This window comes from Aurantimonas sp. A3-2-R12, from assembly GCF_036016755.1.
GTDB classification, from domain to species: Bacteria; Pseudomonadota; Alphaproteobacteria; order Rhizobiales; family Rhizobiaceae; genus Aurantimonas; species Aurantimonas coralicida_A.
This window is the reverse complement of record NZ_JAYXIH010000016.1, coordinates 48,213-74,117: the sequence shown is the minus strand read 5'-3', so window position 1 is coordinate 74,117 and position 25,905 is coordinate 48,213. Positions and strand designations below refer to the sequence as shown.

Here is a 25,905-nt window from a genome sequence, read left to right as displayed (position 1 = left end):
ATGGTCTTGTTCGACGACCGCAGCAGGACGGCCTGAGATCGGCATGTTGCGAGACCTTGGCACCGTAGACATTCTGGTCATCGGCGGTGGCGTCAACGGCACCGGTATCGCCCGCGATGCCGTGGGCCGGGGGCTTTCCGTTGTACTGTGCGAGAAGGGTGACCTGGCCGAGGGCACCAGTTCGCGTTCGGGAAAGCTGGTCCATGGCGGCCTGCGCTACCTCGAATATTACGAATTTCGCCTGGTCCGCGAGGCGCTTAGGGAGCGCGAGGTGCTGCTGCGCGCCGCTCCGCACATCATCTGGCCGATGCGCTTCGTCCTGCCGCATTCGCCCGAGCAGCGCCCCGCCTGGCTGATCCGCCTTGGCCTTTTCCTCTACGACCATCTCGGTGGCCGCAGAAAGCTGCCGGCAACCCGAAGCATCGATCTTCGGACCGAGACGGAAGGCGCGCCGATCCAGGACCGCTACGCCAGGGGCTTCGAATATTCCGACTGCTGGGTGGACGACGCGCGGCTGGTCGTCCTGAACGCTCTCGACGCCGGGGAGCGCGGCGCGACGATCCTCACCCGCACCACCGCGGTTTCGGCGACGCGCGACGGCGACGTCTGGCGGGCGACGCTCCGTGGCGAAGACGGCGAGACCTACCGCGTCTCGGCGCGCGGCCTCGTCAACGCCGCCGGTCCCTGGGTCGACACGGTGCTCGCGAACGTCATCGGGGCGAACTCGACGCGGCGGGTGCGGCTGGTCAAGGGCAGCCACATCGTGACGCCGAAATTCTGGGACGGCAGCCATGCCTATCTCTTCCAGAACACCGACAAGCGCGTGATCTTCGTCAATCCCTATCAGGGCGATAAGGCGTTGATCGGCACCACCGATCTTGCCTATGAGGGAGATGCTGGCGACGTCGCGGTCGAGGAAAGCGAGATCACCTACCTCCTCGACGCGGTGAACCGCTACGTCAAGGCGCCGTTGACCCGCGCCGACGTCCTCCATTCCTTCTCCGGCGTGCGCCCGCTGCTGGAAGACGATGCGGACAACCCCTCGGCGGTGACGCGCGACTATGTCTTCGACATTGACGCGGCGGACGGCAAGACACCGATGCTTTCCATCTTCGGCGGCAAGATCACCACCTACCGCGAACTCGCCGAACGCGGGCTTGACCGGCTGAAGCCTTTCTTCCCGGGGATGGGCGCCGCCTGGACGCACGACATTCCGCTGCCGGGCGGCGACATGGCGAACGCGGATTTCGAAAGTTTCGAGGCCGGCCTCAGAGCCGGCCACCCGTGGCTTCCCCGCCCCCTCGCCCACCACTATGCCCGGCTCTATGGAACGCGGGCAAAGGTCTTGCTGGGTTCCGCAAGGAGCCTGGCGGATCTGGGCCGGCACTTCGGCGGAACCCTCCACGAACGCGAGATCGACTATCTGATCGAGACCGAATGGGCGAAGACGGCCGAGGATATCCTCGATCGGCGGACCAAGCACGGCCTCGCTCTGGCCGACAGCGAACGCCAGGCCGTGCGCGACTTCCTGGCCGCGCGGACGCGGCGTACCGCCGAGGCACCGGATCGAGACCAGGCCGAGCCGCGATATGCGGACGAAAGGATCGGAAAAAGCGTTGATTGACCGAACGAACCAACAGCCTGGGACCGCGATCGGCGACGGGCTGGGCGCTTTGCGGCGCCTGTCGCGCGCGATCGGGCGGGACAGGACGCTGACCCAGGCCGCCGGCGGCAACACCTCCCTGAAGCGGGACGGCATCCTGTGGGTGAAGGCATCCGGCACGTGGCTCGCCGATGCCGAAACGCGCGACATCTTCGTGCCGGTACGAATCGCCCCGCTCCTCGACGCCTTGCGCGCCGGCGATGCCCGCGCCGAGAAGGCCACCGATTTCGTCGCCTCGGAGCTGTCCGCCAGCGAGCTCAGGCCATCGATCGAGACGGCGGTCCACGCCGCGATGCCACAGCCGGTCGTCCTGCATGTCCACTGTGTGAACACCATCGCCCATGCCGTCACCCAGGACGCGGAGGCGCGGATTGCGGAGCGGCTGACCGACGCCGGCTTCGACGGCCGCTTCGCATACATCCCTTACTGCCGACCGGGCGTTCCGCTGGCCCGGCAGATCAAGCGCATCGCTTCCGACCGGATCGCCGTCGTGGTCCTCGGCAATCACGGGCTGATTGTCGCCGGAACCAGCGTCGCGGACGCTGCCGAACGCCTCGATTCGGTCGTTGCCGCACTGGCGATTCCGCCGCGCCTAACGGCCGGATCGTTGGATACAGAGACGCTTGCGAACCTCGCCGCCGACACGCCCTACCGCCTGCCATCCGATCACAGCGTCCATCATCTGGCGCGCGATCCGGATTCGCTACGGGTCGCCCTCGCCGGCCCGCTTTATCCCGACCATGTGATCTTCCTCGGCGAGACGATCGGAACCGTCACGCCCGACGCCGGCGCGATCCGCGAATTCCTGGCGTTGCGGGAGGCCGGGCCGCATCCGGCGCCGAGCCTGCTTCTGGTGCGCGGCGTTGGCGTCCTGGTCCACGAGCGGCTGACCGCCGGCGGCGAAGCCCTCGTCGGCTGCCTCGCGGACGTGGCGGCCCGGATCTCCTCGGACGTCGCCCTGCAGCCGCTGAGCGAGCGCGATGTCCATCATCTCACCCACTGGGAAGCCGAGACATACCGGCAGGCACTCGACCGACCGGGCGCCCCCACACCGGACGCCGCATGAACGGGACCGCCGTCCAGTCGGCGCGCTCCGTCGCGATCGGCATCGATGTCGGCACATCCGGGGTCCGCGTCGGCGCGCTCGGCGCGGAGAGCGCGCCGGTCGGCTCGGCGATCAGGTACAACGAGCCCCGCCAGGATGCGGCGATCATCACCGGCTTCGACGGTGCCGGCGACGCCAACAACGTGCGGAAGACCGGCTACGACGCATCCGCCCAGGCATGGCCCGATTGGATCGAAGCCGTCGGAATGCCGATCGCGGCGCGGCTGACCCTTAGCCCGAGCGCGGTCCCATGACCGGCGACGTCATGCGGTTCGACAGACTTCGCGATATCGCCGGCCGGTACGATGCGTTCTTCCTCGACCAATTCGGCGTCGTCCACGACGGCACCCACGCCTATCCCGGCGCGGCCGCGGCGGTGGACGCGCTTGCCGGCCTCGGCAAGCCTGTGCTTTTCGTCACCAATTCCGGCCGGCCGGCGGCCTTCAACGAGGCCCGTCTGGCTCGCCTCGGCATTGCGCGGTCCAGCTATCTCGCCTGCGTCACCTCCGGCGATGTTGCCATCCGGCTGTGCGAGGATGGCGCGATCCGGCTGCCGCAAGACCGGCGGATCCGCTGCCTGACCCTGTCGAGCCCCGGCGACACCAATCTGTCGGACCGGCTCGGCTGCATATCCGTCGAGGCGGCGGACGCGGCGGATCTCGTGGTGATCGCCGGCAGCCAGGCCGACCACATCGCGATGACCGAATACGAAGAGCGCATGCGGCCCGCCGCAAGCCGGGGCGTTCCCTGCATCTGCACCAATCCCGACCGGCAGATGCTGACGCCGCAAGGTCTCGTGCCGGCTGCCGGGGCGATCGCCGACCGTTACGCGGCGCTCGGCGGCGTCGTCACCTTCGTCGGCAAGCCCTATAGCGAGATCTACGCGGCGGCCCACGCGCTTATCGCCACCGTCCAGAGGCCGCGCATCCTTTGCATCGGGGACAGCATTGACCACGACATGGCCGGCGCCGCTGCCTTCGGCGCGGCGAAGGCGCTCGTGCGCACGGGTATTCTGGCGGAGACGGACGAAGGCGTGATCGCCTCACGAGTCGCGGAAAAGGGCCTCACCGTCGAACATCATCTTGCCTGTCTTCGCTGGTGAGGCAGAGGCGGCAAGCGGCCCCGGGTCAACCGGAAACGCAACCTCGGCGCCGGCACGTGGGGGAAACCGGAGCCGCCTCTACGGTCGCGCAATCAGACGACCCGCTTTTCCGTCGCCTTGTCGAACAGGTGGATGGCGCTTTCCGCAACCGTCAGCCCCACATGCGTGCCGGACTGGCGGCGTTCGGCGCGGGGCACGACGACGATCGTGTCCCTCCCGTCGACCTCGACATGCAGCTGCACGTCGGCGCCGGTGGTTTCCGAAAGGATCACCTTGCCGCGGATCGGGCCGTCCTCGGAAACCGCCAGATCGTTCGGGCGCACGCCGAGAAGCACCTTCTGGCCGTGTCGGGCCGTGGCGTACGCCGGCAGCGGGACGTGGACGCCCGGAGCCTGAAAGACCGAGCCGTCGGCGCTGGCGGCGATCTCCCCGTCGATGAAGTTCATCGAGGGTGAACCGATGAAGTCGGCGACATAGATCGAGTTCGGCTTCTCGTAGATCTGGTCCGGCGTGCCCATCTGGACGATCCGACCGCCCTGCATCAGAACGATGATGTCGGCCATGCTCATTGCCTCGATCTGATCGTGGGTGACATAGACCGTCGTCGCCTTCAGCCGGTCGTGGAGTTGGCGGATTTCCAGTCGCATGTGGGCGCGCAGTTTGGCGTCGAGATTGGAGAGCGGCTCGTCGAACAGGAACACGCCCGCGTCCCGCACCATCGCCCGCCCCATGGCGACACGCTGGCGTTGGCCACCGGACAGTTCCTTGGGATAACGGTGGAGATAGTCCGTCAGATTGAGGACCTCAGCCGCCCACTCGACCTTTTTTCTGACCTCCGCCTTCGGCTTCCTGGCGACCTCCAGACTGAAGGCGATGTTGTCGTAGACCCGCATGGTCGGATAGAGCGCGTAGTTCTGGAAGACCATGGCGATATCGCGGTCGCGCGGGTGCACGTCGTTGACGCGCCGGCCGTCGATTTCGAGGTCGCCGGCGGAGATGGCCTCGAGGCCGGCCGTCATGCGCAAGAGCGTCGTCTTCCCGCAACCCGACGGCCCCAGGAGCACGACGAATTGGTGATCCTCGATGCGGAACGAGATGTCCCTCATCACCTCGACCGAGCCGTAAGATTTCCCGATGTTCTTGTATTCGACGCTGGACATGGGACGATCTTCCTCGGTGGCTACGAACGCGGTGGCGGCGGGTCAGTGGCGCTGGCGCGTCGGCGTCAGGACGATTTCCTGCACCAGCGCGTTTTGCGGCATCCGGTAGGTCGTCAGGATCAGGTCGGCGACATGCTCCGGCCCGATGCCGCCGCCGATCGCGAGCTTGTTCGCCTGGTAGGCGGCGAGCGTGTTCGGGTCATGCACGCCGGACAACACCTCGGTCTCGATGACGCCGGGGGAGATCACCTGCACCCGGACATTGTAGCCCGACAGGTATTCGCGCAAGCTTTCCGCGACGGCGTGGACGAAGAACTTCGTGCCGCAATAGACGGTATGGTCGGGGTAGATCTTGCGCCCGGCGATCGAGCTCATCATCACCAGGGTGCCCCGCTGACGCTGCATCATGCCGTTCATCACGGCATGGACGGTGTTCATCATGCCCTTGGTGTTAATATCGATCATCGCGTCCCATTCCTCCGGCGGCTGGGTGGCGATATCGGCGAGATGGGCGACACCGGCATTGGCGAACATCAGGTCCACCGGCCCGAATTTCGCCTCGCCCTCGGCGACCGCCGCCTTGATCGCGTCACGGTCGCGCACGTCCACCTTGGCCAGGACGGCGTTCGGCAGGCCGAGCGCCTCCATCCGGTCCATGCGCCGCGCCATCAACAGCAATGGGTAGCCGGCCTCGGAAAAGACCCGCGCCGTTGCCTCGCCGATGCCGGAGCTGGCTCCTGTGATGGCGATAAGGGGTTTGTCAGCCATGCAGCTTCGTCCCGTTTCTGCTTATCTGGAGATGGGCCGTCCCCCCCCCCGGGGAGGCGCGGCGGGCGGCCGCGGCCCCCCCCCCCCCCCGCCCCCCCCCCCCGGGGGGGCGCGGCGGGGGGGACGGCCTCTGCCGCCTCAGCCCTTGAGGACCGAGGAAACGTTGGCGGCGATCTCGTCCATCGCGGCCTTCGGACTATCGAACTCGCCGGCGAAGTAGCGGCCGAGTCCGACCGGGATCGTGTCGCTGGAGATTTCCGCCCATTCCGGCAGATCGGGCTCGGAGCCCATGTATTTCGCGATGGTCTCGCGGACGACCGGCAGATGCCGGGTGGTGCCGGCGCCGACCTTGGCGTTGGCGAGCACCCGTGGATCGTCGTAGACGCTGGCGCGGGTCGGTCCCGTACCACCGCCGAGGACGGTGATCAGCGCCTGGGTGTCGGCCGATGTCGCCCACTGCATGAACACCCATGCGGCGTCCGGGCTCTTGGAGTATTTCGACACCGCGAGACTCGAACCGCCCTGGTGACCCACACCCGGAATCTCGCCGAAACCGGTTTTGTCCGGCGTTATCAGGCTCGTCGCCGCTGGCGGGATCGCGGCTTCCATCAGGCCGGAAATCTTGCCCGATTTCGGATCGTCGAAGAACGGGAAGAACTCGCCCCAGGAGAGCATCGACGCCGCCACACCCTGGCTGACCGACTGGCCCTGGCCGTCCCACGTCCAGCCATCGACGCCCGGCGGCATCGTCGCCTTCAGCTTGTCCCAGTACTCCATCGCCGCGAGGCCGGCCTCGTTGTTGCCGGCGAAGTTGTTGTCGGCATCGAAAATCTGGCCGCCATGGCCCCACAGCCAAGCCGTCCAGTCGCATTCCAGGCTGTAGTGACCGGATTTCATCTGCCCGGAGGTGCCGTACATCTCCGGCCCCTTGGCGTCGGTGATCGCCTTGGAGTTGGTGAGAAGCTCGTCCATAGTTTCCGGCGCCTTCAGGCCGAGCTCGTCATAGATGTCCTTGCGATACTGCATGATGAAGATCGGGATATCGTAGGGAACGCCCACCCAGCGATCTTCGTATTTGGCGATGCCGTCGACCAGCGCTGGCAGGAAATCATCCATATTATAGTCGGGATAGGCGAGGTCCGGCTTTTCCTCATATTGCTCGCGCGGATCGAAGACATCCTGGCTGAAGCTCGCCGCCCAGCTCTGATCGATGTAATAGAGGTCGTAGGTGCCGAGGCCCGAGGCGACGTCGAGGGTCAGCTTCTGCAGCACCTGCTCCAGCGGCAGCACCTCGATCTCCACCTTGATACCGGTCGCCTCCTCGAAATAGCCCTTCAGGCTGTTGGCGATGGCGTTGGAAGGCGGCGTCGACTCCGTTGCGAGGCGAAGTGTCGTCCCGGCGAAGGGCTTGCCGACATCGGCCAGCCATTTCATCATTTCCGCCGAGGGCTCTAGCGAATCCTGCGCGAAGGCCGACGGGGCGAGGTTGAGGAACGGCCGGCCGTTGCCCATGCCGAAGCCCATGCCGAGCGCGCCGACCGAAAGGCCGAGCTTGCCGGCCGAGCGAAGGAAGCTGCGCCGGTCCATCCGGCCATTGACGTAGCGGTCGGTCACCGACGCCAGATAATTCTTGCGCTGCCAGTCTTTCATGGTCTCGTTCTCCTCCGTTAGCGACAGTTGGGGCCCGCCTGTCTTCGCGGGTATGCGCCGCACCGCCTCCCTCCTCGGAGGCGGACGCGGATTACTGCTTGAGCGAGCCCATCGTCAGGCCGCGCACCAGATGCTTCTGCACCGCCAGCACGAAGATGAAGGCGGGAACGATCGCGGCCGCGCCGAGCGCCGCCATGTTGCCCCAGGCGGTTCCGACCGAGGTGACGAAGGTCGTCGAGACCACCGGGACCGTCTTGATGTCGGTCTGGGTCAGCGTCAGCGCGAACAGGAATTCCGTCCAGGAAAAAATGAAGCAGAGAACCGCCGTCGCGGCGATGCCGCCGCGCGCCATCGGCAGGACCACGCGGCGGAATATCAGCCAGCGGCTTGCCCCGTCGATGATGGCGCTTTCGTCGATCTCGGCCGGGATGTCGTCGAAGAAGCTCTTCATCAAGAGCACGGCTAGTGGCAGGTTCATCAGCGCGTGGATGAGGATCATGCCGAGATAGGTGTCCAGCAGGCCGAGCGTTTTGTACATGAAGAACATCGGGATCGCGACGGCGACCGGCGGCATCATGCGCGTCGACAGCACCCAGCCGACGAAGGCATGACGGCCGCGGAACTGGATGCGCGACAGCGCATAGGCCGCGAGTGTCGCGATGACCAGCGCCAGCAGCGTTGAACCGGTGGCAATGACGATTGAATCCCACAGCCGCGGGCCCATGAAGAAATTGCCGCCGCCCGGCGTCACGGTCAGGCGACCGCCATCGCCGAAAGTGATGCCGAAGACCTTCTGGAAATTGTCGAGCGTCGGAGCGAAGTCGAAGACGATCGGCGGGCGCGAGAAGATGTCGCGGCCGTCGCGGAACGCCACGCTCGTCCAGTAGTAGATGGGGAAGAAGAACAGCCCCACCACGACCCAGGCGAAAAGAATGCGGAGCATCCGTGGGAAAAACGCGGTCTGCATCACCACTTCACCTTCGCGAGCTTGATGAACAGATTGGCGAGAACCAGGATGATCGCGAGCGTGACCAGGCTGAGCGTCGCGCCGTATCCCCATTTGATAAAGGAGAAGGTCTGCTGCCAGGCATAGAGGCTGAGCGTGTAAGTGGCGGTGCCCGGCCCGCCCGAGGTCATCACGAAGACGTAGTCGAACACCCGGAACAGATCGATGCCGCGGATCAGGACGGCGATGGCAATCACCTTGGACATCATCGGCAGGGTCAGCCGCACGAAGGTCTGGATGGGGCTCGCGCCGTCGATCATCGCGGCCTCGTAGGGCTCGGTGGGAAGCGCGCGCAGACCGGCCAGGAGGATCAGCACCATGAACGGCGTCCACTGCCAGATCTCGGCAAGCAGCACGCCGGCGAGCGCCAGCGACGGCGTCGACAGGATCGGCGTTTCCGGGCTGAGGACGCCGATCATCTGGAGGAAGAAGGTCAGCACGCCAAACTGCGAATCCTCCATCAGGAGAAACATCATGCCGACGATCGCGGGCGGGACGACCAGCGCCATCGTCAAGAGAGCGCGCAGGATGCCGAAGCCCGGCTCGTCGGAATCGAGCAACAGCGCGATTCCCATGCCGAGCGCCAGTTCGAAGACCAGCGCGATGATGAAGTAGAGAAAGGTCACGCCGAGCGACTGCCAGAAGCGGCTGTCCTCCCACAGCTGCACCCAGTTCTGTCCGCCGACATATTCCAGCACCCGCCGGCGCGGCACGAATTCGTGGAAGCTCAGCCAGATATTGTAGATCAGCGGAAAGATGGTGAAGACCACGAGAAGCGCGATCAGCGGCAGGAGCCACGGCAGCGGGTGGTCCGAAATAACGAAGCGACGGGCAAGATTGGGCGACGGGGTCAAGCGCACGACCTCCCCGCCCGGCGGCCACCGGCCCACGGCGAACGGCACCTTCGCCGCGCCGCCGCGCCCGAGATCGAGATGCCGAGACGGGGTGCGGTCCCTGCTCTCATCGCTTCGACGCCCCCTTGCGAGACTGCAGGCCGTAGCTGCCGAATCCTTCCAGCACTTCGGCGATTTCCGCGTCGCTGAGGATCACCGGGCCGCCGTCGAGCTGCAGGCTGTGATGATACTGCTTGGCCACCGTTTCCAATTCCACCATCCGCCACATGGCCTTGTCGAGATCGCTGCCGATGGTAATGGCGCCGTGGTTGGCGAGCAGACATCCCGTCCGGCCTTCGAGGGCCGTCAGCGCCTCATGGGAGAGTTCCGGCGTTCCGTAGCGTGCGTAGCCCGAGCAGCGGACGTCGGTGCCGCCGAACACCGCGACCATATAATGACAGGCGGGAATCGCGCGGCGGGTGATCGCCAACGTGGTAGCGAAGGTCGGATGGGCATGGACGACCGCCCCAGCATCGGGACGCGCGCGCAGGATGTCGCGATGAAAGCGCCATTCGGTCGACGGCTTCAGCGGTCCCGACCAGTCCGTGCCGTCGCCATCGAGGGGCATGAATACGATCTTTTCCGGCGTCAGCTCCTCATAGGGGGTCGCGCTCGGGGTCAAAAGCATCGCATCGCCGTGGCGCGCCGAAATGTTGCCGGACGTGCCCTGGTTGATGCCGTTCCGGTTCATCTCCAGGCAGAGATCGATGATCTTCTGCCGCAAAGCCCGCTCGCTATCGCGCATCGGCCGCCTCCCTGTGCCGCGCCTTGCCCTCGTTCCGATCGCGGGCCGACAGGATGACGTCGGCGATCTCGACGAAGCCCTCGCCGCCCGCTCGCGCGGCGACGAAGGACGGTTCGGCATCCATCTCGCCGGTGAAATCGAGGACGTTCGCAACCCCGCAGCTATTGGGAAAGAAGCCGAACATCGGGGCGTCGTTGGGGCTGTCGCCGGCAAAGACGATCCAATGTTTCTCGACCTCGAGGTCGATGCCCAGAATCTCGGCCGCGAAGCGCCGGGTCATCGACAGCTTGTCATAGTCGCCGAACCAGCCATTGACGTGGATCGAGGAGATTTTCGCGACCGCGCCCTCCTCCTCGAAGATCGTCTTGATCCGGGCGATATCGGCCTTTCCAAGCGGTGCGACATCCTCGCAGAAGTCGATGGCGAGATCGGCTTCCCGATAGAGCTGATCGGCGGAGATCGCTGCGCCCGGCACCTCCACGAGAATCCGCCGGGCGATTGCTTCGAGCCGCTTGCGGTTGGCGGCGCGCTCGAAATCGCTTGCGAAGAAGGAGCGGCGCATCCGCCGTTGCGCGCCGTCATAGGCGAAATAGAAGGCGCCGTTCTCGCCGACGACGCCCGTTACCGGCCAGAAGCGGGCGACCATATCGCACCATCCGGCGGGGCGGCCGGTAATCGGCGCGACGAACAGCCCCGCGTCATGCAAAGCTTCCAGCGCGGCATAGGACGCGGCGGGCAGCCGGCCATCGGTCGTCAACGTGTCGTCGATGTCGGCGAAGACGCCGATGATCGATGCTGCGACATCCGAGGGCATCTGCGAGATCGGACGCATCATCAACGCTCCCCCGCCGCGAAATCGGCCAGGAGACCGGCGTCGTCCGCGATGTCGAGGACCGAAAAGCGATTGCGCATCTCGCGGCAATGGAGCACCGCCTCGCGATAGAAATCCACCGGCACACCGAGTTCGCCCGCAGTGGTGGCGCCGCCCGCGGCCCGCAGCAGCCGCTCCATCTCGTCCGCCGGGATCGCGAAGCCGAGGCATTCCTGGCGAAGCTCCGGCCATATCGCGATCATACGGGCGTTGAGCCGGTCCGCGCCCGCCTGGTCGAGCGCCTTCTTGCGGTATTCCTCCAGACATTGGGCGGCGATCTCGGGGCCCATCCGCCGAACCATGCCAGCCTCGTCGATACGGGTCGGGCGCACCGTCGGCGGCGTGTCGGAGGCGAGGATGCGCTGCTGCAACCGCGCCATGGTCAGCGAGGCGACGCCGACCTGTTCGCCATGCAGCGTGCCGGGATGCCGGTCGCCGGCAAAACAGTCGATATAATGGGAGATCTGATGCTCGCCCATGGAGCCGTGATGGGAGACGCCGGTAAAGGCGATTCCGAGGCCGCACAGCGTCAGGACGCGGTAGAGATAGCCGATGGCCTCCACATCTCCGGCCGCTATACCGGCGGCGCGGGCGTTCAGTTCGCGCTCATCGGCTTCCTGGATGGTGTAGGGCACCTGCTGGTATTCGGTGCCAAGCAGCCGGTGCGAGATCCACCAGTCGATTTGCGCGACCGAACGCGCCAGGCAATCGCCGAAGCCGGCTGCCGCCAGTCGCCGCGGCGCCACCGCCGCCACGCCCAGATCGACGAAGAAGCCGCGCGGCGCGATCGACGGCAACGACACCTTCAATCCGCTGTCCAGCGTGATCGAGGCGGTCGAGGAGGTGTAGCCGTTCATGGAGGCGGCGGTGCCGAAAACGCAATAGGGCCGCTTGTCTTCCGCGACGACGTATTTGACCAGATCGTTGACGGTGCCGGAGCCGACCGCGATGGCGCCGTCGAATCCTGTGAGCCGCTGCCTGAGCGCAGCGATATGGGCCATGTCCGCATGGGGATCATCGAGCAGGATGACGGTGACGTCCCATCCGACCAGCGCCTTTGCGACACGATCGCCCAGCGCCGCAAATGTCGCCGCGTCGGCGATCAGAGCGATCCGGCCGCCGAGATTCATCGCGTCAACGAGTTCGGCTTCCCGTCCCGCCAGACTCTCTGCGATGACCACGCGGTCATAATCGACCGCGGCCGGCGCGCCGGTCTCCGGATGGATCCACCGCCCGTCGATGATCTCATCGATGAGCGACGTCCAATTCCGCTCATCGTCGACGGAACGTGGCTCCCGGATCTCCGACATGTCGCCTCCCATTTATCGACATCTGACACCGACGTTTCGCATTTGTCAAACAGATGACAGAACCGTTTGACAAAAGTCAGAGACATGGCATTTTCGACCGGATGGATCAGCCTGCAACCCTTCACGGCCCGAGTCGCGGGACGCCAAAGCCGCCGCCGGAGTTCGACGACGTCGTGACCTGGGCCGCGTGGCTCTACTATGTCGACGAGCTGACCCAGGCCGCGGTCGCCGCTCGCCTCGGTGTTTCGCGGGCGAGTATAGCCAACTACCTGCAGGAAGCGCGGAGAAGCGGTCGGGTAACCATTCGGGTGGACAGCGCGGCCGTCGCACGCACGGCTTTGTCCAAGGCGCTGGCGAAGCGGTTTGCGCTGGTTGCGGCAACTGTCGTTCCCGCTCTGCCAAACCACCCCGCAGAACAACGCATCGGCGCCGCGGGGGCACGGGTGCTGGCCGACGTTCTGGAGCCCGGCGACATTATCGGCGTCGCCTGGGGCCGCACGATCCTTGCGGCGGCGCGGGCCACCGAGGCCAGCCGAATACCGGACCTGACCATCGTCCAGGTGTCCGGCAGCTCGGCGAGTTCAGCCGATTTCTCGCCGGAGCTGTGCACGACGCTGTTGGCCAACCAGCTCGGTGCCCGCTGCGTCAACCTGCACGCGCCCGCCGTGCTGTCGAGCCGAGACCTGCGCGACCGGCTTCTCGCCGAACCGTCTCTGGAACGGCAGTTCGCGCTGATCCGATCGGCGACGAAGGTCGTGTTCGGCGTCGGCGAACTCGGTCGGAAAAGCACCTTCGCCGAAAGCGACATGCTCGATCCGGTTGCCTTGCGGCAGATTCAATCCGAAGGGCGCGCCAAGGCCGTGATCATCGGCCGCCTGATCGACGCGGCCGGCGCCCCGGTCCCCTGCCCGATCGATGACGGCATCGTCGGGATTTCGCTCGCCGATCTGAAAAGCGTTCCGTTTCGCCTATGCCTGGCCGGAGGGCCGGCCAAGCGCGATGCCCTTCTGGCGGCGCTCAACGGGGGATACGCGACCCACCTTGTCACCGACTCCGATACAGCGACCGCTCTGCTGGAATCGGGCTGAGGGGCGACGGAGCGCGATCAGGCGCCAGGTCCGGCGGCGTTCGGGAGGATGCGATGCCGGCTCTGCGTGAGGAGGAAAAATGGCCCGGAAACGGCATGTCATCGGCATCGACAGTTCGACCCAGAGCACCAAGGCGATCGTCTGGGACGAAGACGGGCGCGCGGTCGCGGAAGGACGCGCGACCATCGCGTTGTCGACGCCGCAGCCGGGCTACGCGGAGCAGGACTGCGAAGACTGGTGGGACGCGCTGACGGTTTCGGTGAGCACGGCGGTCGCCGCAGTCGGCGCCGATACGGTGGACGCGGTAGCGATTTCCAACCAGCGCGAGACGGTGGCCTTTCTCGATGCGGACGGATGCGCGCTGCGCCCGGCGATGGTTTGGCTCGACGAGCGTTCGATCGGCAGCTATGCCGCCTATGCCGACCAAATGGGCCGCGACTGGCTGCACCGCACGACCGGCAAGCCGGTGGACACGATCCCCGTCGTCTACCGGCTGGACTGGTTGCGGCGGAACGACCCGGCCATTCTCGACGCGGCACGGCACATCGTCGACGTCCACGCCTTCCTGACCGGGCGCCTGACCGGCCGCAAGGCCGCGAGCTGGTCGAGCGCCGACCCCTTCGGCATTTTCGACATCACGGCGATGGACTGGTCCGACCGCATTCTCGACAGTGTCGGCGTGGGGCGGCGGCAGCTCCCCGATCTGTTGAAGCCGGGCAGTCGTGTCGGCGCCATCACCGATGCGGCATCGCAACAAACCGGCCTGCGGCCCGGCACCCCGGTCTTTGCCGGAGGCGGCGACGGCCAATGCGCCGGCCTCGGCACCAATGCCATGGAGCCCGGGACGGTCTATCTCAATCTCGGCACCGCGACGGTCACCGGGGTGTATTCCCCAACGCCGGCGACCGACCTGCACTGGCGCACGATGACGGCCCCGACCGGCGAGGGCTATTTCCTCGAAGCACTACAAAAGGCCGGCGCCTTCTTCGTCAATTGGGTCGTGGACAATTTCGCCGAGGGGCGCGACGATCCCGGGGCCTTCGATCGATTGGAGGAGGCTGCGGCCCAGCTGCCGATCGGCTCGCAGGGACTGACCATGACGCCGCACATTATCGGCGTCATGAACCCGCATTGGGACCCGGCCGCCCGCGCGGCGATCGTCGGCCTTTCGGCCAATCACGGGCGGGCGCATTTCTATCGCGCGGCGCTCGAGGCTCTGACCGCCGAAATCACCCGCGGGATCCAGGCGATGGCCGCTGAGGGGCTGGCGCTTGAGCGAATCCGCGCGATCGGCGGCGGAGCGCAAAGCCGGCTCTGGCTGCAGATGCTTGCCGACGCCGCCGGCCTGCCGGTCGAGCGCAGTCGCACGGTGGAAGCCTCGGCGCTCGGCGCCGGCATCGTCGCGGCCGTCGGCGCTGGCTGGTTCCCCAACTACCCGACCGCCGCCGCGGCGATGACGGCGATCGACCAGACGGTCTATCCCCGACCCGAATTCGCCTCCCAGTGGAAGTCGCTATGCGCGCGTCAGGGGCGAATCTATGCGGACACGAGAGCGTATGGGCGCGGCATGATCGATGGGCGATGAGGTATCGCGGTCACCGCTCGCCGCCCTTTGCCAGGATCGCGCGAGCGGTGATCTCGTCGGTCACCAAGCCGTCGAGAAAGCCGCTGCGCAGGAGAGCGAGGGTCGGGGAAACCTTATCGGCGCCACCGGCAAGGGCGACGACGCGGGATGCGCTAAGATGAGCCAATGTCGGGGACAGCGCCCGGGCGCTGACAGCTTCCGCGACCGGTTGGCCGTCGGAATTGAAGTAGTGGCCGAGAAGTTCGCCGACCGCCCTGCCCGCGCGAATCTCGCCGATCTCGTCGGTGCCGACCATGCTGTTGGCGAACAGGAATGCATCCTCGGTCACATCGCCGATGCCGGCAAAGACCAAAGGCGCCGAACAGGCCAGATCGAACACTTCCGCGACGCCAGGCTGGCTGAGAAGTACCGCCTTGTCCTCGGCGGTATTGGCAAAGGTCGGCAGCGGGATTTGAAAGGCTTCAGCGCCGGTCTTCTCGGCCAGGCGGTGAATGACATCGTAGGGGTTGGCGGCGAAACGGCGGGTAAAGCCGCCGAGCACCGAGACGAAGCGGGTCCGTCCGGTCGCCACTGCCGGCATGGCGTTGACCGCGGCGGCGAGCGTGCGGCCATGGCCGACGCCGATGAGGGCGTGCTCGCCGCGCTCGATCTCGTTTTTCAGGAAGTTGGCGCCGGCGATGCCGAGCGCCCTGAGAGGAAGCGGCGTCTCTTCGCCGAGATCCGGCGCTACGCTGCAGAAGTCGAGACCAAAGCGCTGGCGAATCGTCTCCTCCAGGTCAAGGCACTCGGCCACCTCCGCATCGACGAATACCCGCACCAGGCCATCGCGGTTGGCGCGCGCGATCAGCCGGTGCGCCTTGATGCTGGTGACGCCGAGCCGCTTGGCGATCTGGCCCTGCGTCATGCCGCCGGAAAAATAGAGCCACGCCGCACGCGCCGCGAGACCGGCCTCCCCATTTTCGTCGTGGCGATGTGGCGCCTCGTTCAGCACGGCGTCCTCCTGGTTCCAAGGCGTTTCAGCGGCGGACCGAACCGCGGGGCTTCCACGTCGCAATCTGTCCGCCACAGTGTCGATAATGCGTGCTCAGCGCGCGTGGTACTTGTCGTCGAGCGAGTTCATGGCGGCGACGTTGGCACCCGAAGAACTCTGCGGATCGAACTCCGAATCCAGGAACTTCTCGACGATCGCCTTGGCGAGCTCCGGTCCGATCACGCGAGCGCCCATGGTGATAATCTGCGCGTTGTTGCTCTTGACGGCGCGCTCGGCCGAATAGGTGTCGTGGGTCAGCGCCGCGCGAATGCCGGGCACCTTGTTGGCCGAGATGCAGACGCCGATCCCGGTTCCGCAACACAAGATTCCGCGGTCGTATGCGCCGTCGAGAATCGCCATGGCGATCCGCTCGGAGGTCGCGGCGTAGCGCTCGTCGGCGTTTGCAGGCGCCGCGCTGGCGTCGTCGAATTCCACGTCCTCGCGGGTCCGAAGATACGCGGCAACCGCCTTGACCAGCGGTTGCCCCGCGCCATCACCGCCGATGATGATCTTCATATGCGTTTCCTTCTTCACCGTTCGAGGCCCGACAGAAAGCGCAGCCCGCGCCATCCCCATCGCCGGATGGTTGGTCCACGCGGGCGACAGCGCCGAAACATCGAGAAAGATGCTAGGTCACCGGAAGGAAAATTGCAAAATATTGCGGCACATGCATAGTTTTTCATATCGCACGGGCGCCAGTGCTTTTGCCCGGTTCCAACCACCCGTTACGAAGAAGCTTCCATGCCCTTCACCCTATCGATCAGCACAAACCCTCTGGTCAACCGCTTTGCCGACCCGGAAGACCTGATCGCGATCATCGCCGCGGAGATCGGCATCGGTCATGTCCAGTTGACGCACGAGTTTGTCAACCCGTCCTGGCCGGCGAAGACGCTCTCTCCCATCGTAGCGCGGATGGCCGCCGCAGCCGACGCCAACGGCGTCTCCATCACATCGATGATGACCGGGCCCTATGGACGGCTGAACCATTTCGGTCATCCCGACGCCGGCGTGCGCGCCTACTATGTCGACTGGTTCAAGACCCTGGCGGACGTCGCCGCCGATCTCGGCTGCCCGGCGATCGGGACGCAGTTCGCCATTCTGACCTACCGGGACTTCGACGACCGCGACCGGCGCGAAGCGCTGCTGCGGGTCGCTCTTGAGTGTTGGCGCGAGGTCGCGGAGCACGCCGCCCGACGCGGCCTGACCTCGATGTTCTGGGAGCCGATGTCGATTGGCCGCGAGTTCGGCCACACGCTCAAGGATTGCGCCGCGTTGCAGCGTTGGATCGACGCAGGCGGTCTGCCGATTCCGCTGAAGCCGATGATCGACATCGACCATGGCGACGTGTCCTCGCCCGATCCCGCAGACACCGATCCCTACGCTTGGGCGGAGCGGTTCGCGAAAGCCTCGCCGATCATCCACATCAAGCAGAGCTCGATGAACAAGGGCGGGCACTGGCCCTTCACCAAGGCGTATAACGAGGATGGACGTATCGGACCGGACAAGTTGCTGGCGAGCATACGGGCCGGCGGGGGTACGGATAACGAGCTCTGCCTGGAACTGGCCTTCCGGGAACGCGAGCCGACCGATCGCCAGGTCGTCGCGGCAATGGCCGAGTCCGTGGCGTTCTGGTCCTCGCACACCGATGTCGGAAGACCCAAGGCGGCCTGAACCGCCTTCATCCGCGTTCTGCCTGTCACGATCGCCTTCGGCGACAGTCCTCAAGGAGCATCTCCATGGCGACCCGACCCTTCATCGGCACCAGCTGGAAGATGAACAAGACCCGCGCGGAGGCGTCGGCCTTCTGCGATATTCTGCGTTCGTCCCACTGGGCCGGAAGTGACGCCGCGCGTCTCTTCGTCATCCCGCCCTTCACCGTGCTGACGCAGGTCGCCGAAGCCCTCAAAGGCACGTGTGTCACAGTCGGCGCCCAGAACGTCCATTGGCAGGATTCCGGCCCATGGACGGGCGAGATTTCCCCGATCCACGTCGCGGATGCTGGCGGGACCCTCGTCGAGATCGGCCACAGCGAACGGCGGACATTCTTCAACGAGAGCGACGAGACGGTGGGGCTGAAGACGGCCGCCGCAGTCCATCATGGGCTCACGGCCCTCGTTTGTATCGGCGACACCCGCGCCGAATACGAAGCCCGCCAAACGGCCGCCGTCCTCAAGCGACAGACTGAGGCGGCGCTGTCGAAGGTGGAATGGACCGAGGGCGCCGAGGTGATCTTGGCCTACGAACCGGTCTGGTCGATCGGCGAAGGGGGGACGCCGGCCGATCCCGACTTTGCCGACGATCAGCAGGCGAACGTCAAGGCGCTGGTCGCATCGCTGATCGGCCGCCCGCTGCCCGTGCTCTATGGCGGCAGCGTCAATCCCGGCAATTGCGTGGACCTCGCGCGCCGCGACAACATTGACGGGCTCTTCATCGGCCGCTCGGCCTGGGAGGCGAACGGATATCTCGGCATCGTTGCCGCCGTCGTCGCGGCGCTCGGCTGATGTCTCGCAAAACAACGCTACGAACTGGCCGGCCAAGATCGATCAACCGTTATCTCGTCTGTACGGGGCTGGCTAATGACTTCGTCAGTCCCCACTGCCAAGGTTCGCGCCTTTATCGCAGCAGCCTGTTCGTCACTGGTTCTGAGAGATCGTTCCCAGAAGGAAAAACCCACCAAATCAACGATGTCAGGGGGTACACGCCGAAAGAAGTGGAATATCCACCGCATCCCGCGCCGCTTAAGGAACGAGGCCATCGTCTGCAGGCCTTCATTTTGAAAGCGTGTGGCGCAAAATTCGATGCAACTGGTGGGAAAATGCAATCGGCCTTCGGCGTAGATGCCAAACTCGAACATTTCCAATGAGAAAGGCTGGTGCGGTCGAGAAGACTCGAACTTCCACGGGTTGCCCCACAGCGACCTCAACGCTGCGCGTCTACCAATTCCGCCACGACCGCACGCCGTGTCTACCAAGGGCGCGAGGCCATCGGTGGCGGGCATGTAACAAGACTTACCCGGTCGCACAAGGGCTATTCGGCCGATCCCGGTCGGCATTGTCCTCACGGGCGCGCGGCCAACGCTTTTCGACGGCGTTCGGACCGGCTAAACACCCTCCATGACAGCGACGATCGAGACAGCGATGAGCGGCTCCCGGCTATCGACCGTGGCGGAGCGCTTCCTGGCGCGGCCCGGTTCGGCGCAAGTGGCGTGGCACGTCATCGACGGCCCGACCCCCTACCCCGAGGCTTTGGCGATAATGGAGGCCCGGGTCGCGGAGATCGCATCCGGAACGGCGCCTGAAACGGTGATTCTCCTGGAGCATCCGCCGCTCTATACGGCCGGCACCGGTGCCCGGAACGAAGACCTCGTCGATTCCACGCGATTCCCGGTGTTCGCCGCAGGCCGCGGTGGCGAATACACCTATCACGGCCCCGGCCAGCGCGTGGCCTATGTGCTGCTGGATCTGAAAAGACGGCGCGAGGACGTGCGCGCCTTCGTGGCAGCGCTGGAGGCCTGGATCATCGCGACGCTCGGCGACTTCCAGATCAAGGGCGAAAGACGTGAAGACCGCGTCGGGGTCTGGGTGCGACGGCCGGAGCGTCCGACCATGGTCGACGGCAGCATTGCCGAAGACAAGATCGCGGCGATCGGCATCCGCGTCCGCCGCTGGGTGACCTTCCACGGCATCTCGCTCAACGTCGACCCGGAGTTGGAGCATTTCTCCGGCATCGTGCCCTGCGGCATTCGCGGCCACGGCGTGACGAGTCTTGCCGATCTCGGCGTTCTCGCATCAATGCCGCAGGTCGATATCCTGCTTCGACGGCAATTCGAGGCGGTGTTCGGCCCGACGATTGACGCGACCCGTTAAACCGTCGGCCTCACGTCGAAATCGCCACGCGGACGTTCCTTCGTCGGCGTTCCTTCGACCGCCGACACCGAAGCGCCGGCCGGCCCGGTCCACAGCGCCGCCAGCATTTCGTCGACCACGTCCAATGGCCCGGCCAACACCGCCTCGACATCGCCGGATCGGCGGTTGCGCACCCAGCCGGAAAGCCCCCGTGTCACGGCTTCGCCCTGGCACCATGCGCGGTAGCCGACGCCCTGCACCTGGCCCCGCACCAGACAATGTATCGCCGTGGTCACTGGAACTCCATGATCACCGCGTCGACCGCCAGGCTATCGCCGGGCGCCGCCTTGAGGCTCGCCACGGTCAGATCGCGCTCGGCCCGCAGGATATTCTCCATCTTCATCGCCTCGACGATCGCCAGCGTCTCGCCGGCCTTCACCTCCTGCCCCTCATCCACCGCGATCGACACGACGAGGCCCGGCATCGGACAGAGCAGCAATTTCGAGGTATCTGGCGGCAGCTTCACCGGCATCAGCTTTTCCAGTTCGGCGATCGTCGGCGACATCACCTTGGCCTCAAGCCAGATCCCGTCGAGAAACAAGGTCATCCCATTCGGTCGCGAACGAATTTGCGCAGTCCGCTTTCCCCCGTCGATCGAACCCGACCAGGGGGACATGCCGGGCCGATGGTCTGTCGAGACGGTAAAGGTTTGGCCATCAACGGTCATTCGATAGAGGATGTCGCCGCCGCCCTCCCCGGTCATCGTCCGCGCCACGTCGACCGCCAGATAGTCCCCATCGACTTTCACCACCCAGGCGGGCGGTAGCGCGCCTGAATGCTCGCGCAACCGGTCGATATGATGATCGAGCCGCAGCTTGCGGGCGATCTCGATCGTCGTCGCGATCAGCGCCGCCATGCGCCTGGTTTCGTCCGACGCCGCCGGCCGCTCGAAGCCGTCCGGGTATTCCTGGTCGATGAAGGCGGTCGAGATTCGCCCCTCGCGCCAGCGCGGATGGGCCATCAGGGCGGCGAGGAACGGGATGTTGTGCTCGATCCCCTCGATCTCGAACCGGCCGAGCGCGTCGCGCATCGCGTCGATCGCGGCCTCGCGGGTGTCGGCATGGGTACAAAGCTTGGCGATCATTGGGTCGTAGAACATCGAAATCTCGGAGCCCTCCGTCACGCCGGTGTCGTTGCGCACGGTGGCCTCGCCGAGCGGGTCTTCGGTGGGCGGACGATAGCGCGTGAGCCGGCCGATCGACGGCAGGAAGCCCCGAAACGGGTCCTCGGCATAGATACGGCTCTCGACCGCCCAGCCGTTGAGCTTGATGTCATCCTGCCGAAGCCTGAGCGGCTCGCCCGCCGCCACCCGTATCATTTCCTCGACGAGGTCGACGCCGGTGACAAGTTCGGTCACCGGGTGTTCGACCTGCAGCCGCGTGTTCATCTCCAGGAAGTAGAAGTTCCGGCCCGTGTCGACGATGAATTCGACGGTGCCGACGCTCTGGTAGTCGACCGCCTTGGCCAACGCCACGGCCTGCTCGCCCATCGCCGCACGGGTTTTCGCATCGAGGAAGGGCGACGGCGCCTCCTCGACGACCTTCTGGTTGCGTCGCTGGATGGAACATTCCCGCTCGCCGAGATGAACCGCGTTGCCGTGAGCGTCCGCCAGCACCTGGATCTCGATATGTCGGGGCTCGACGACGAATTTTTCGATGAACACCCGGTCATCGCCAAAGGACGAGCGCGCTTCGGATCGCGCGCGGTCGAAGCCGTCGCGGCATTCCTTCTCGTCGAAGGCGATGCGCATGCCCTTGCCGCCGCCGCCGGCCGAGGCCTTGATCATCACCGGATAGCCGATCTCGGCGGCGATCCTTGTCGCTTCGTCGGCATCCTCGATGATGCCGAGATGGCCGGGGACGATGCTGACGCCCGCCTTCTGGGCGAACAGCTTCGATTCGATCTTGTCGCCCATGGCGCGGATCGCCTTCGGCTTCGGGCCGATGAAGACGATGCCGTTGTCTTCCAGCAATTCGCAGAAGGCGGCGCGTTCGGACAGGAAGCCGTAGCCCGGATGCACCGCCTCGGCGCCCGTCGCCTGACAGGCCTCGAGGATTTTATCGCCGAGGAGATAGCTTTCGGCCGCAGGCGGAGGCCCGAGATGCACCGCTTCGTCGGCCATCGCCACATGCACTGCGTTGCGATCGGCGTCGGAATAGACCGCGACCGTCTTGATGCCCATGGCCTTCGCCGATTTGATGACCCGGCAGGCGATTTCCCCGCGATTGGCGATCAGGATCTTCTTGAACATGGCGGCGGGTACTCCGAAACAGGGCGGCGGCGTCTTCTCGACCGGTCCGTTTTGACCTTTGGGCGGAAATCCTGCAAGCCGACACTCGTCTAAGAAACGAATGTCGCGATCCGATCGCACTTGCCGCGGTCCGTCACGGCCGCGCTAGGCGAGAATCCGGATTTCGGCCGGCGTTAAGAGGAGACAGATTTGACCAAACCGATGACACAGCAGGACGATGACACGATCGGCGGACGGATTGGCCGCAGCCGCGAGGCGCTCGGGATCGACATTGCAGAATTAGCGACCAAGCTCGGTGTCAAGCCGGAGACGATGCGCGGCTGGGAGCGCGACCGCGCCGAACCGCGGGCGAACAAGCTGATCATGCTCGCCGGCATTCTCGGCGTCAGCCCAGCCTGGCTGATCGGCGGCTATGGCGAGGGTGCGGAGGACGTGGATCTCGACGACACCGGCCGCGCCGCCAAGCTCGACCTCTTGCGCTCGCGCCGCGATGTGCTCGACGGTGAAATCACCAGGCTCGAAGCGCTGGCCGCGAAATCCGGCTGATCCATTCGCCGGACTCGCGTTAGCGCACGATCGGCGGCTTCTGCGGATGACGCGCGATGCGCTGCTCGCGAAAATAGATGAACAGCCCGGACCCGACGATGATCGCCATGCCGAGCCATTTCGGGCCGTCGGGCATGTCCGCGAAAATCAGATATCCGAGAAACACGGCGGAGACGATCTCCACGTAGCCGAAGGGTGCGAGCACCGAGGCCGGCGCAAGCTTGTACGCCTGGATGAACATGAGATGGCCGGCCGTGCCGATCAGACCGGCGCCGATCAGGAGCATCCAGGTCGACCCGCGATCCGGCCAGCGGAACGTCAGATCGGCGATTCCCAGCGGATGGCCTATGATCATGGCGATCAACAAAACCAGCACCCCTCCGGCACCGGCGTAAAACAGCATCGCCAGCGGGGTCGATCCCCGCGACGCGCGGCGGGTCAAAATGAGGTAGAGGGCGACGAAGAATGCCGCCGCGACCGGGAGCAGCGAGACGATACCGAACATCGAATAGCTCGGCCGGATGATGATCAGCGCACCGAAGAAGCCGACGACGACGGCAACGATCCGCCGCCAGCCGATAGTCTCCTTCAGAAGGAACGCAGCCAGCAGCGTGAGGATCATCGGCTCGATCAGAAACACGGCCGTGGCATCGGCCAACGGCATGAAACGCAGCGCCGCGAAGAAGGCGAGTCCCGCCAGGCCCAGACACGCCCCGCGCAGAAGATTGAGCCCGAGACGACGCGTCTTAAGGGCACCCGGGCCGTCGACATACAGCAGAAACGGCAGGATCATCGCAGCTTGCGAGAAGAGCCGGACCAAAGCCACCTCGCCCGCTGAAATGTCATGGGTGGTGACCAGAATTTTCCCGAAGGCGTCGAGCAACGGAATGATCGCCGAGCCGACGACGAGAATGACGATGCCGCGAACGATCTCGGCGGGTGTGTTCTCGAAGGTCTCGGCAAGTGAGGTCATGTTCGTCCATGGCACAATCGCGTTATGGCTGCCACGAGAAATGGAATCGTCTTAGCCTTGGCCTGGAAGGATATCTGAATGACCACAGTCCTGATCGATGCCGATGCCTGCCCGGTCAAGGACGAGGCGATCGAGGTCGCCGTCCGGCATGGCGCGGACGCGGTGCTAGTCTCCAACGGCGGTATGCGGCCGTCGCGCTATCCCGACGCCCGGATCATTGTCGTGTCCGAAGGCGCGGACGCGGCCGACGACTGGATTGCCGAAGCCGCCAATCCGGGAGACGTCGTTATCACCGCCGACATCCCGCTGGCCGCGCGGGCTCTTGAAAAAGGCGCCGCCGCTCTCGGCCCGACGGGGCACGAGTTCACCAGCGAATCGATCGGCACCGCTTTGTCAATGCGGGCTTTCAAGCAGCATCTGCGCGAAACCGGCGAGAGCAAGGGCTATAACGCTGCCTTCACGACCACCGACCGCTCAAGGTTTCGCCAAACGCTCGATCTGGTGTTGAGGCGCACGGCGGCAAACGACTGAAACGGCTCATAATTTCAGGTTTTTCCGCCCACGCGTGTGCTTCTTGAGCGCGCGTTGTTCCGCCTGGATACGGATCGCCAGCGCGCCGGCGTTGAGCAGCGAGAACAGGATCGCGAGTGCGTAAAGCCCGAAAACTGCCGGCAGCAGGAAGATTTCCAGCACCACGACCGCATAGTTCGGATGCGCCATGAAGCGATATGGCCCCTTCGTGACCAGCGCCTCCCCCTGCTTGACGATGATGCGCGTCGTCCAACGCCTGCCGATCGAGGCGAGCGTCCAGAAGCGCAGCACTTGAGTGAGGCCGAACAGCCCGAGAAACACGAGATTGATCGGCTCGCCAAAGGCGGTGAGCCACAGTAGCCCAAGCCAAGCCGCGTGCAATGCGACCAGCAGCGAATATTGCGGCGCCGCAACCTCGAAGGCGCCGTCGCGCAGCAGCCTTTTGGTGTTGCGGCGAGCGATGCTGAGCTCGATCACCCGTTGCAGGGTCACATAGGCGAGGATCGCCGCCGTCGCCCAGACGCTCGGGTAGATCTCGACCGCCTCAAGCATCGAGCCGCGCGAAACTGCCGGTGAAGCCGGGGCCGAGCGCCGAGACGAGGTGTCGGCCGGCAAGCCCGACCTCCAGCTTGCGCTTCAGGACGAACAGGGCGGTCGGCGCCGACATGTTGCCGAAGTCGCGCAGCGTCTCGCGTTCGATGTTGAGCGCGCCCTGAGGCAGATCAAACGAGTTTTCGAGCGCCTGGACCACTTTGGTCCCTCCGGGATGAAAGACGAAGCCATCCAGATCATCGATCACTTCGCCATGTCGCGCCAGAAAATTCTCGGCCGCCGGCCGCATCTTCTCGGTGACGAGGTCCGGGATCGAGGCGGAGAAGATTGCTCCGAAGCCGATCGGGTCGACCTGCCAGCCCATGATGTCGAGCGTGTCCGGCCACAGATGCTCGCCGGTGGCGACGATCCGCGGCCCCGCAGCTTTGTCGCAGGTCAGCACCACGCCGGCCGCGCCGTCGCCGAACAGGGCGGTGGCGACGATATTGCTTTTCGTCAGTTCGTCCGAGCGGAAAGCCAGCGTGCAGATCTCCACCGCAACGACGAGCACCTTGGAGCCAGGTTCGGCGCGGGCGAGCCGCGCGCCAAGCGAGAGGCCCGAGACACCGCCGGCGCAGCCGAGCCCGAAGACCGGCACCCGGCGGATGTCGGGCCGGAAGCCAAGCACGCCGTGAGTGCGGGCTTCCAGCGACGGCGTGGCGATGCCGGTCGAAGACACGGTGACGACGGTGTCGATGTCCGACGGCAGGATGCCGGCGGCGGCGATCGCCTTTTCGGCGGCTTCGATGAACAGCGCCGTGGCGCCGTCCAGATACGCCTCGGTCCGTTGCCGCCAATCCTGCCGGGCATGGAACCAGTCGAACGGGCGCACCGAATAGCGCATGGCGATGCCGGTGCTCTCGAACACCGGGCGCAGCCGTTCGAAATCGCGAAACCGGCTACCGAAGGTTTCGGCGGCGTGGGCAACGACCTCGCTCTGCGGCAGCGGATAGGGCGGCACGGCGGTGGCGAGGCCGACAATGCGCGGTGAATGTTCAGACGGTTGGGCCAAGAGCAATCCGATCCGGATCGAGCATACTCCCCGCAAACGCCGCGCGGCAGTGTTCGTTGCGCATACGGCTGACACGAAAACGTCACCGCACGCGACTGGTCGTGATCCCAAACGTCTTGA

General features: G+C 65.5%; 27 protein-coding genes and 1 tRNA gene. 11 read left to right on the top strand and 17 right to left on the bottom strand.

Going from position 1 to position 25,905, the window contains the following annotated elements:
• Nucleotides 1-46 precede the first annotated feature (46 nt).
• Genes VSX60_RS10450 through VSX60_RS10435 form a run of 4 tightly spaced genes read left to right on the top strand, consistent with a single transcriptional unit; the run spans nucleotide 47 to nucleotide 3,870 of the window.
• Nucleotides 47-1,624: a glycerol-3-phosphate dehydrogenase gene (locus VSX60_RS10450; RefSeq protein WP_327624126.1), complete on the top strand. Its 1,578-nt coding sequence runs from the start codon at nucleotides 47-49 to the stop codon at nucleotides 1,622-1,624.
• Nucleotides 1,617-2,729 (top strand): class II aldolase/adducin family protein, encoded by a 1,113-nt coding sequence (locus VSX60_RS10445; RefSeq protein ID WP_327624104.1) that lies wholly within the window; start codon nucleotides 1,617-1,619, stop codon nucleotides 2,727-2,729. The genes VSX60_RS10450 and VSX60_RS10445 overlap by 8 nt, the downstream gene beginning before the upstream one ends.
• A complete protein-coding gene (locus VSX60_RS10440; RefSeq protein ID WP_327624102.1) occupies nucleotides 2,726-3,022 on the top strand; it encodes a hypothetical protein in 297 nt (98 codons plus the stop codon). The genes VSX60_RS10445 and VSX60_RS10440 overlap by 4 nt, the downstream gene beginning before the upstream one ends.
• Complete coding sequence (locus VSX60_RS10435; protein WP_327624101.1) at nucleotides 3,019-3,870, top strand: TIGR01459 family HAD-type hydrolase; 852 nt, start codon at nucleotides 3,019-3,021, stop codon at nucleotides 3,868-3,870. Before VSX60_RS10440 ends, VSX60_RS10435 begins: the two co-directional genes overlap by 4 nt.
• Nucleotides 3,871-3,962: 92 nt before the next feature.
• On the opposite strand, the gene VSX60_RS10430 is transcribed toward VSX60_RS10435, so the two are convergent.
• From VSX60_RS10430 to VSX60_RS10395, 8 genes are all read right to left on the bottom strand, one after another.
• Nucleotides 3,963-5,030 (bottom strand): ABC transporter ATP-binding protein, encoded by a 1,068-nt coding sequence (locus tag VSX60_RS10430; protein WP_327624100.1) that lies wholly within the window; start codon nucleotides 5,028-5,030, stop codon nucleotides 3,963-3,965.
• 42 nt (nucleotides 5,031-5,072) lie between these two features.
• Nucleotides 5,073-5,798: an SDR family oxidoreductase gene (locus VSX60_RS10425; protein WP_327624099.1), complete on the bottom strand. Its 726-nt coding sequence runs from the start codon at nucleotides 5,796-5,798 to the stop codon at nucleotides 5,073-5,075.
• A gap of 138 nt (nucleotides 5,799-5,936) precedes the next feature.
• Nucleotides 5,937-7,448 (bottom strand): ABC transporter substrate-binding protein, encoded by a 1,512-nt coding sequence (locus VSX60_RS10420; protein ID WP_327624098.1) that lies wholly within the window; start codon nucleotides 7,446-7,448, stop codon nucleotides 5,937-5,939.
• 91 nt (nucleotides 7,449-7,539) lie between these two features.
• Nucleotides 7,540-8,415 (bottom strand): carbohydrate ABC transporter permease, encoded by an 876-nt coding sequence (locus tag VSX60_RS10415; protein WP_327624097.1) that lies wholly within the window; start codon nucleotides 8,413-8,415, stop codon nucleotides 7,540-7,542.
• Nucleotides 8,415-9,308, bottom strand: a complete 894-nt coding sequence (locus VSX60_RS10410; RefSeq protein WP_327624096.1) for a carbohydrate ABC transporter permease — start codon at nucleotides 9,306-9,308, stop codon at nucleotides 8,415-8,417. Before VSX60_RS10410 ends, VSX60_RS10415 begins: the two co-directional genes overlap by 1 nt.
• A gap of 106 nt (nucleotides 9,309-9,414) precedes the next feature.
• A complete protein-coding gene (locus tag VSX60_RS10405; RefSeq protein ID WP_327624095.1) occupies nucleotides 9,415-10,092 on the bottom strand; it encodes a class II aldolase/adducin family protein in 678 nt (225 codons plus the stop codon).
• Entirely contained in the window at nucleotides 10,082-10,924 is an 843-nt protein-coding gene (locus tag VSX60_RS10400) for an HAD family hydrolase (RefSeq protein WP_327624124.1), read from the bottom strand. The genes VSX60_RS10405 and VSX60_RS10400 overlap by 11 nt, the downstream gene beginning before the upstream one ends.
• Before the next feature lie 2 nt (nucleotides 10,925-10,926).
• Nucleotides 10,927-12,273: a sn-glycerol-1-phosphate dehydrogenase gene (locus VSX60_RS10395; protein ID WP_327624094.1), complete on the bottom strand. Its 1,347-nt coding sequence runs from the start codon at nucleotides 12,271-12,273 to the stop codon at nucleotides 10,927-10,929.
• 173 nt (nucleotides 12,274-12,446) lie between these two features.
• On the opposite strand from VSX60_RS10395, the gene VSX60_RS10390 reads away from it, so the two are divergent.
• Nucleotides 12,447-13,361: a sugar-binding transcriptional regulator gene (locus tag VSX60_RS10390; RefSeq protein WP_327624093.1), complete on the top strand. Its 915-nt coding sequence runs from the start codon at nucleotides 12,447-12,449 to the stop codon at nucleotides 13,359-13,361.
• A gap of 79 nt (nucleotides 13,362-13,440) precedes the next feature.
• Nucleotides 13,441-14,946, top strand: a complete 1,506-nt coding sequence (locus VSX60_RS10385; protein ID WP_327624091.1) for an FGGY-family carbohydrate kinase — start codon at nucleotides 13,441-13,443, stop codon at nucleotides 14,944-14,946.
• A 10-nt stretch (nucleotides 14,947-14,956) separates the two neighbouring features.
• On the opposite strand, the gene VSX60_RS10380 is transcribed toward VSX60_RS10385, so the two are convergent.
• Both VSX60_RS10380 and derI read right to left on the bottom strand, forming a co-directional pair.
• Nucleotides 14,957-15,850, bottom strand: a complete 894-nt coding sequence (locus VSX60_RS10380) for a sugar-binding transcriptional regulator (RefSeq protein WP_327624123.1) — start codon at nucleotides 15,848-15,850, stop codon at nucleotides 14,957-14,959.
• Between the two features lie 180 nt (nucleotides 15,851-16,030).
• Nucleotides 16,031-16,492: a D-erythrulose-4-phosphate isomerase gene (gene derI / locus VSX60_RS10375; protein WP_327624090.1), complete on the bottom strand. Its 462-nt coding sequence runs from the start codon at nucleotides 16,490-16,492 to the stop codon at nucleotides 16,031-16,033.
• 225 nt (nucleotides 16,493-16,717) lie between these two features.
• Here derI and VSX60_RS10370 point away from each other — a divergent pair, with 225 nt between their 5' ends.
• Nucleotides 16,718-17,647, top strand: a complete 930-nt coding sequence (locus VSX60_RS10370) for a TIM barrel protein (RefSeq protein WP_327624088.1) — start codon at nucleotides 16,718-16,720, stop codon at nucleotides 17,645-17,647.
• Nucleotides 17,648-17,712: 65 nt separating this feature from the next.
• Complete coding sequence (locus tag VSX60_RS10365; protein ID WP_327624087.1) at nucleotides 17,713-18,477, top strand: triose-phosphate isomerase; 765 nt, start codon at nucleotides 17,713-17,715, stop codon at nucleotides 18,475-18,477.
• A gap of 17 nt (nucleotides 18,478-18,494) precedes the next feature.
• Here VSX60_RS10365 and VSX60_RS22560 read toward each other — a convergent pair whose 3' ends face one another.
• Nucleotides 18,495-18,704 carry a DUF6538 domain-containing protein gene (locus VSX60_RS22560; protein ID WP_442873082.1) on the bottom strand — a complete coding sequence of 70 codons (210 nt, stop codon included), beginning with the start codon at nucleotides 18,702-18,704 and terminating at the stop codon, nucleotides 18,495-18,497.
• A 142-nt stretch (nucleotides 18,705-18,846) separates the two neighbouring features.
• A tRNA-Leu gene (locus VSX60_RS10355) sits at nucleotides 18,847-18,931 on the bottom strand.
• A gap of 158 nt (nucleotides 18,932-19,089) precedes the next feature.
• On the opposite strand from VSX60_RS10355, the gene lipB reads away from it, so the two are divergent.
• Nucleotides 19,090-19,842, top strand: coding sequence for a lipoyl(octanoyl) transferase LipB (lipB, locus tag VSX60_RS10350; RefSeq protein ID WP_327624085.1), 753 nt, complete (start codon nucleotides 19,090-19,092; stop codon nucleotides 19,840-19,842).
• Here lipB and VSX60_RS10345 read toward each other — a convergent pair.
• Nucleotides 19,839-20,117: an acylphosphatase gene (locus tag VSX60_RS10345; protein WP_327624084.1), complete on the bottom strand. Its 279-nt coding sequence runs from the start codon at nucleotides 20,115-20,117 to the stop codon at nucleotides 19,839-19,841. The two genes, lipB and VSX60_RS10345, sit on opposite strands and share 4 nt — an antisense overlap.
• A complete protein-coding gene (locus VSX60_RS10340) occupies nucleotides 20,114-22,132 on the bottom strand; it encodes an acetyl/propionyl/methylcrotonyl-CoA carboxylase subunit alpha (protein WP_327624083.1) in 2,019 nt (672 codons plus the stop codon). The genes VSX60_RS10345 and VSX60_RS10340 overlap by 4 nt, the downstream gene beginning before the upstream one ends.
• A gap of 189 nt (nucleotides 22,133-22,321) precedes the next feature.
• On the opposite strand from VSX60_RS10340, the gene VSX60_RS10335 reads away from it, so the two are divergent.
• Nucleotides 22,322-22,678, top strand: coding sequence for a helix-turn-helix domain-containing protein (locus VSX60_RS10335; protein WP_442873081.1), 357 nt, complete (start codon nucleotides 22,322-22,324; stop codon nucleotides 22,676-22,678).
• A gap of 19 nt (nucleotides 22,679-22,697) precedes the next feature.
• On the opposite strand, the gene VSX60_RS10330 is transcribed toward VSX60_RS10335, so the two are convergent.
• On the bottom strand, nucleotides 22,698-23,651 hold the full coding sequence (locus VSX60_RS10330) for a DMT family transporter (RefSeq protein ID WP_327624082.1): 954 nt from the start codon (nucleotides 23,649-23,651) through the stop codon (nucleotides 22,698-22,700).
• A 78-nt stretch (nucleotides 23,652-23,729) separates the two neighbouring features.
• On the opposite strand from VSX60_RS10330, the gene VSX60_RS10325 reads away from it, so the two are divergent.
• Complete coding sequence (locus tag VSX60_RS10325) at nucleotides 23,730-24,182, top strand: YaiI/YqxD family protein (RefSeq protein ID WP_327624080.1); 453 nt, start codon at nucleotides 23,730-23,732, stop codon at nucleotides 24,180-24,182.
• A gap of 6 nt (nucleotides 24,183-24,188) precedes the next feature.
• Here the strand turns inward: VSX60_RS10325 and VSX60_RS10320 are convergent, their stop codons facing one another.
• Together VSX60_RS10320 and VSX60_RS10315 are read right to left on the bottom strand one after the other, a co-directional pair.
• Nucleotides 24,189-24,734 carry an isoprenylcysteine carboxyl methyltransferase family protein gene (locus VSX60_RS10320; protein WP_327624079.1) on the bottom strand — a complete coding sequence of 182 codons (546 nt, stop codon included), beginning with the start codon at nucleotides 24,732-24,734 and terminating at the stop codon, nucleotides 24,189-24,191.
• Nucleotides 24,727-25,785 carry a type III polyketide synthase gene (locus VSX60_RS10315; RefSeq protein WP_327624078.1) on the bottom strand — a complete coding sequence of 353 codons (1,059 nt, stop codon included), beginning with the start codon at nucleotides 25,783-25,785 and terminating at the stop codon, nucleotides 24,727-24,729. The genes VSX60_RS10320 and VSX60_RS10315 overlap by 8 nt, the downstream gene beginning before the upstream one ends.
• Nucleotides 25,786-25,905 lie beyond the last annotated feature (120 nt).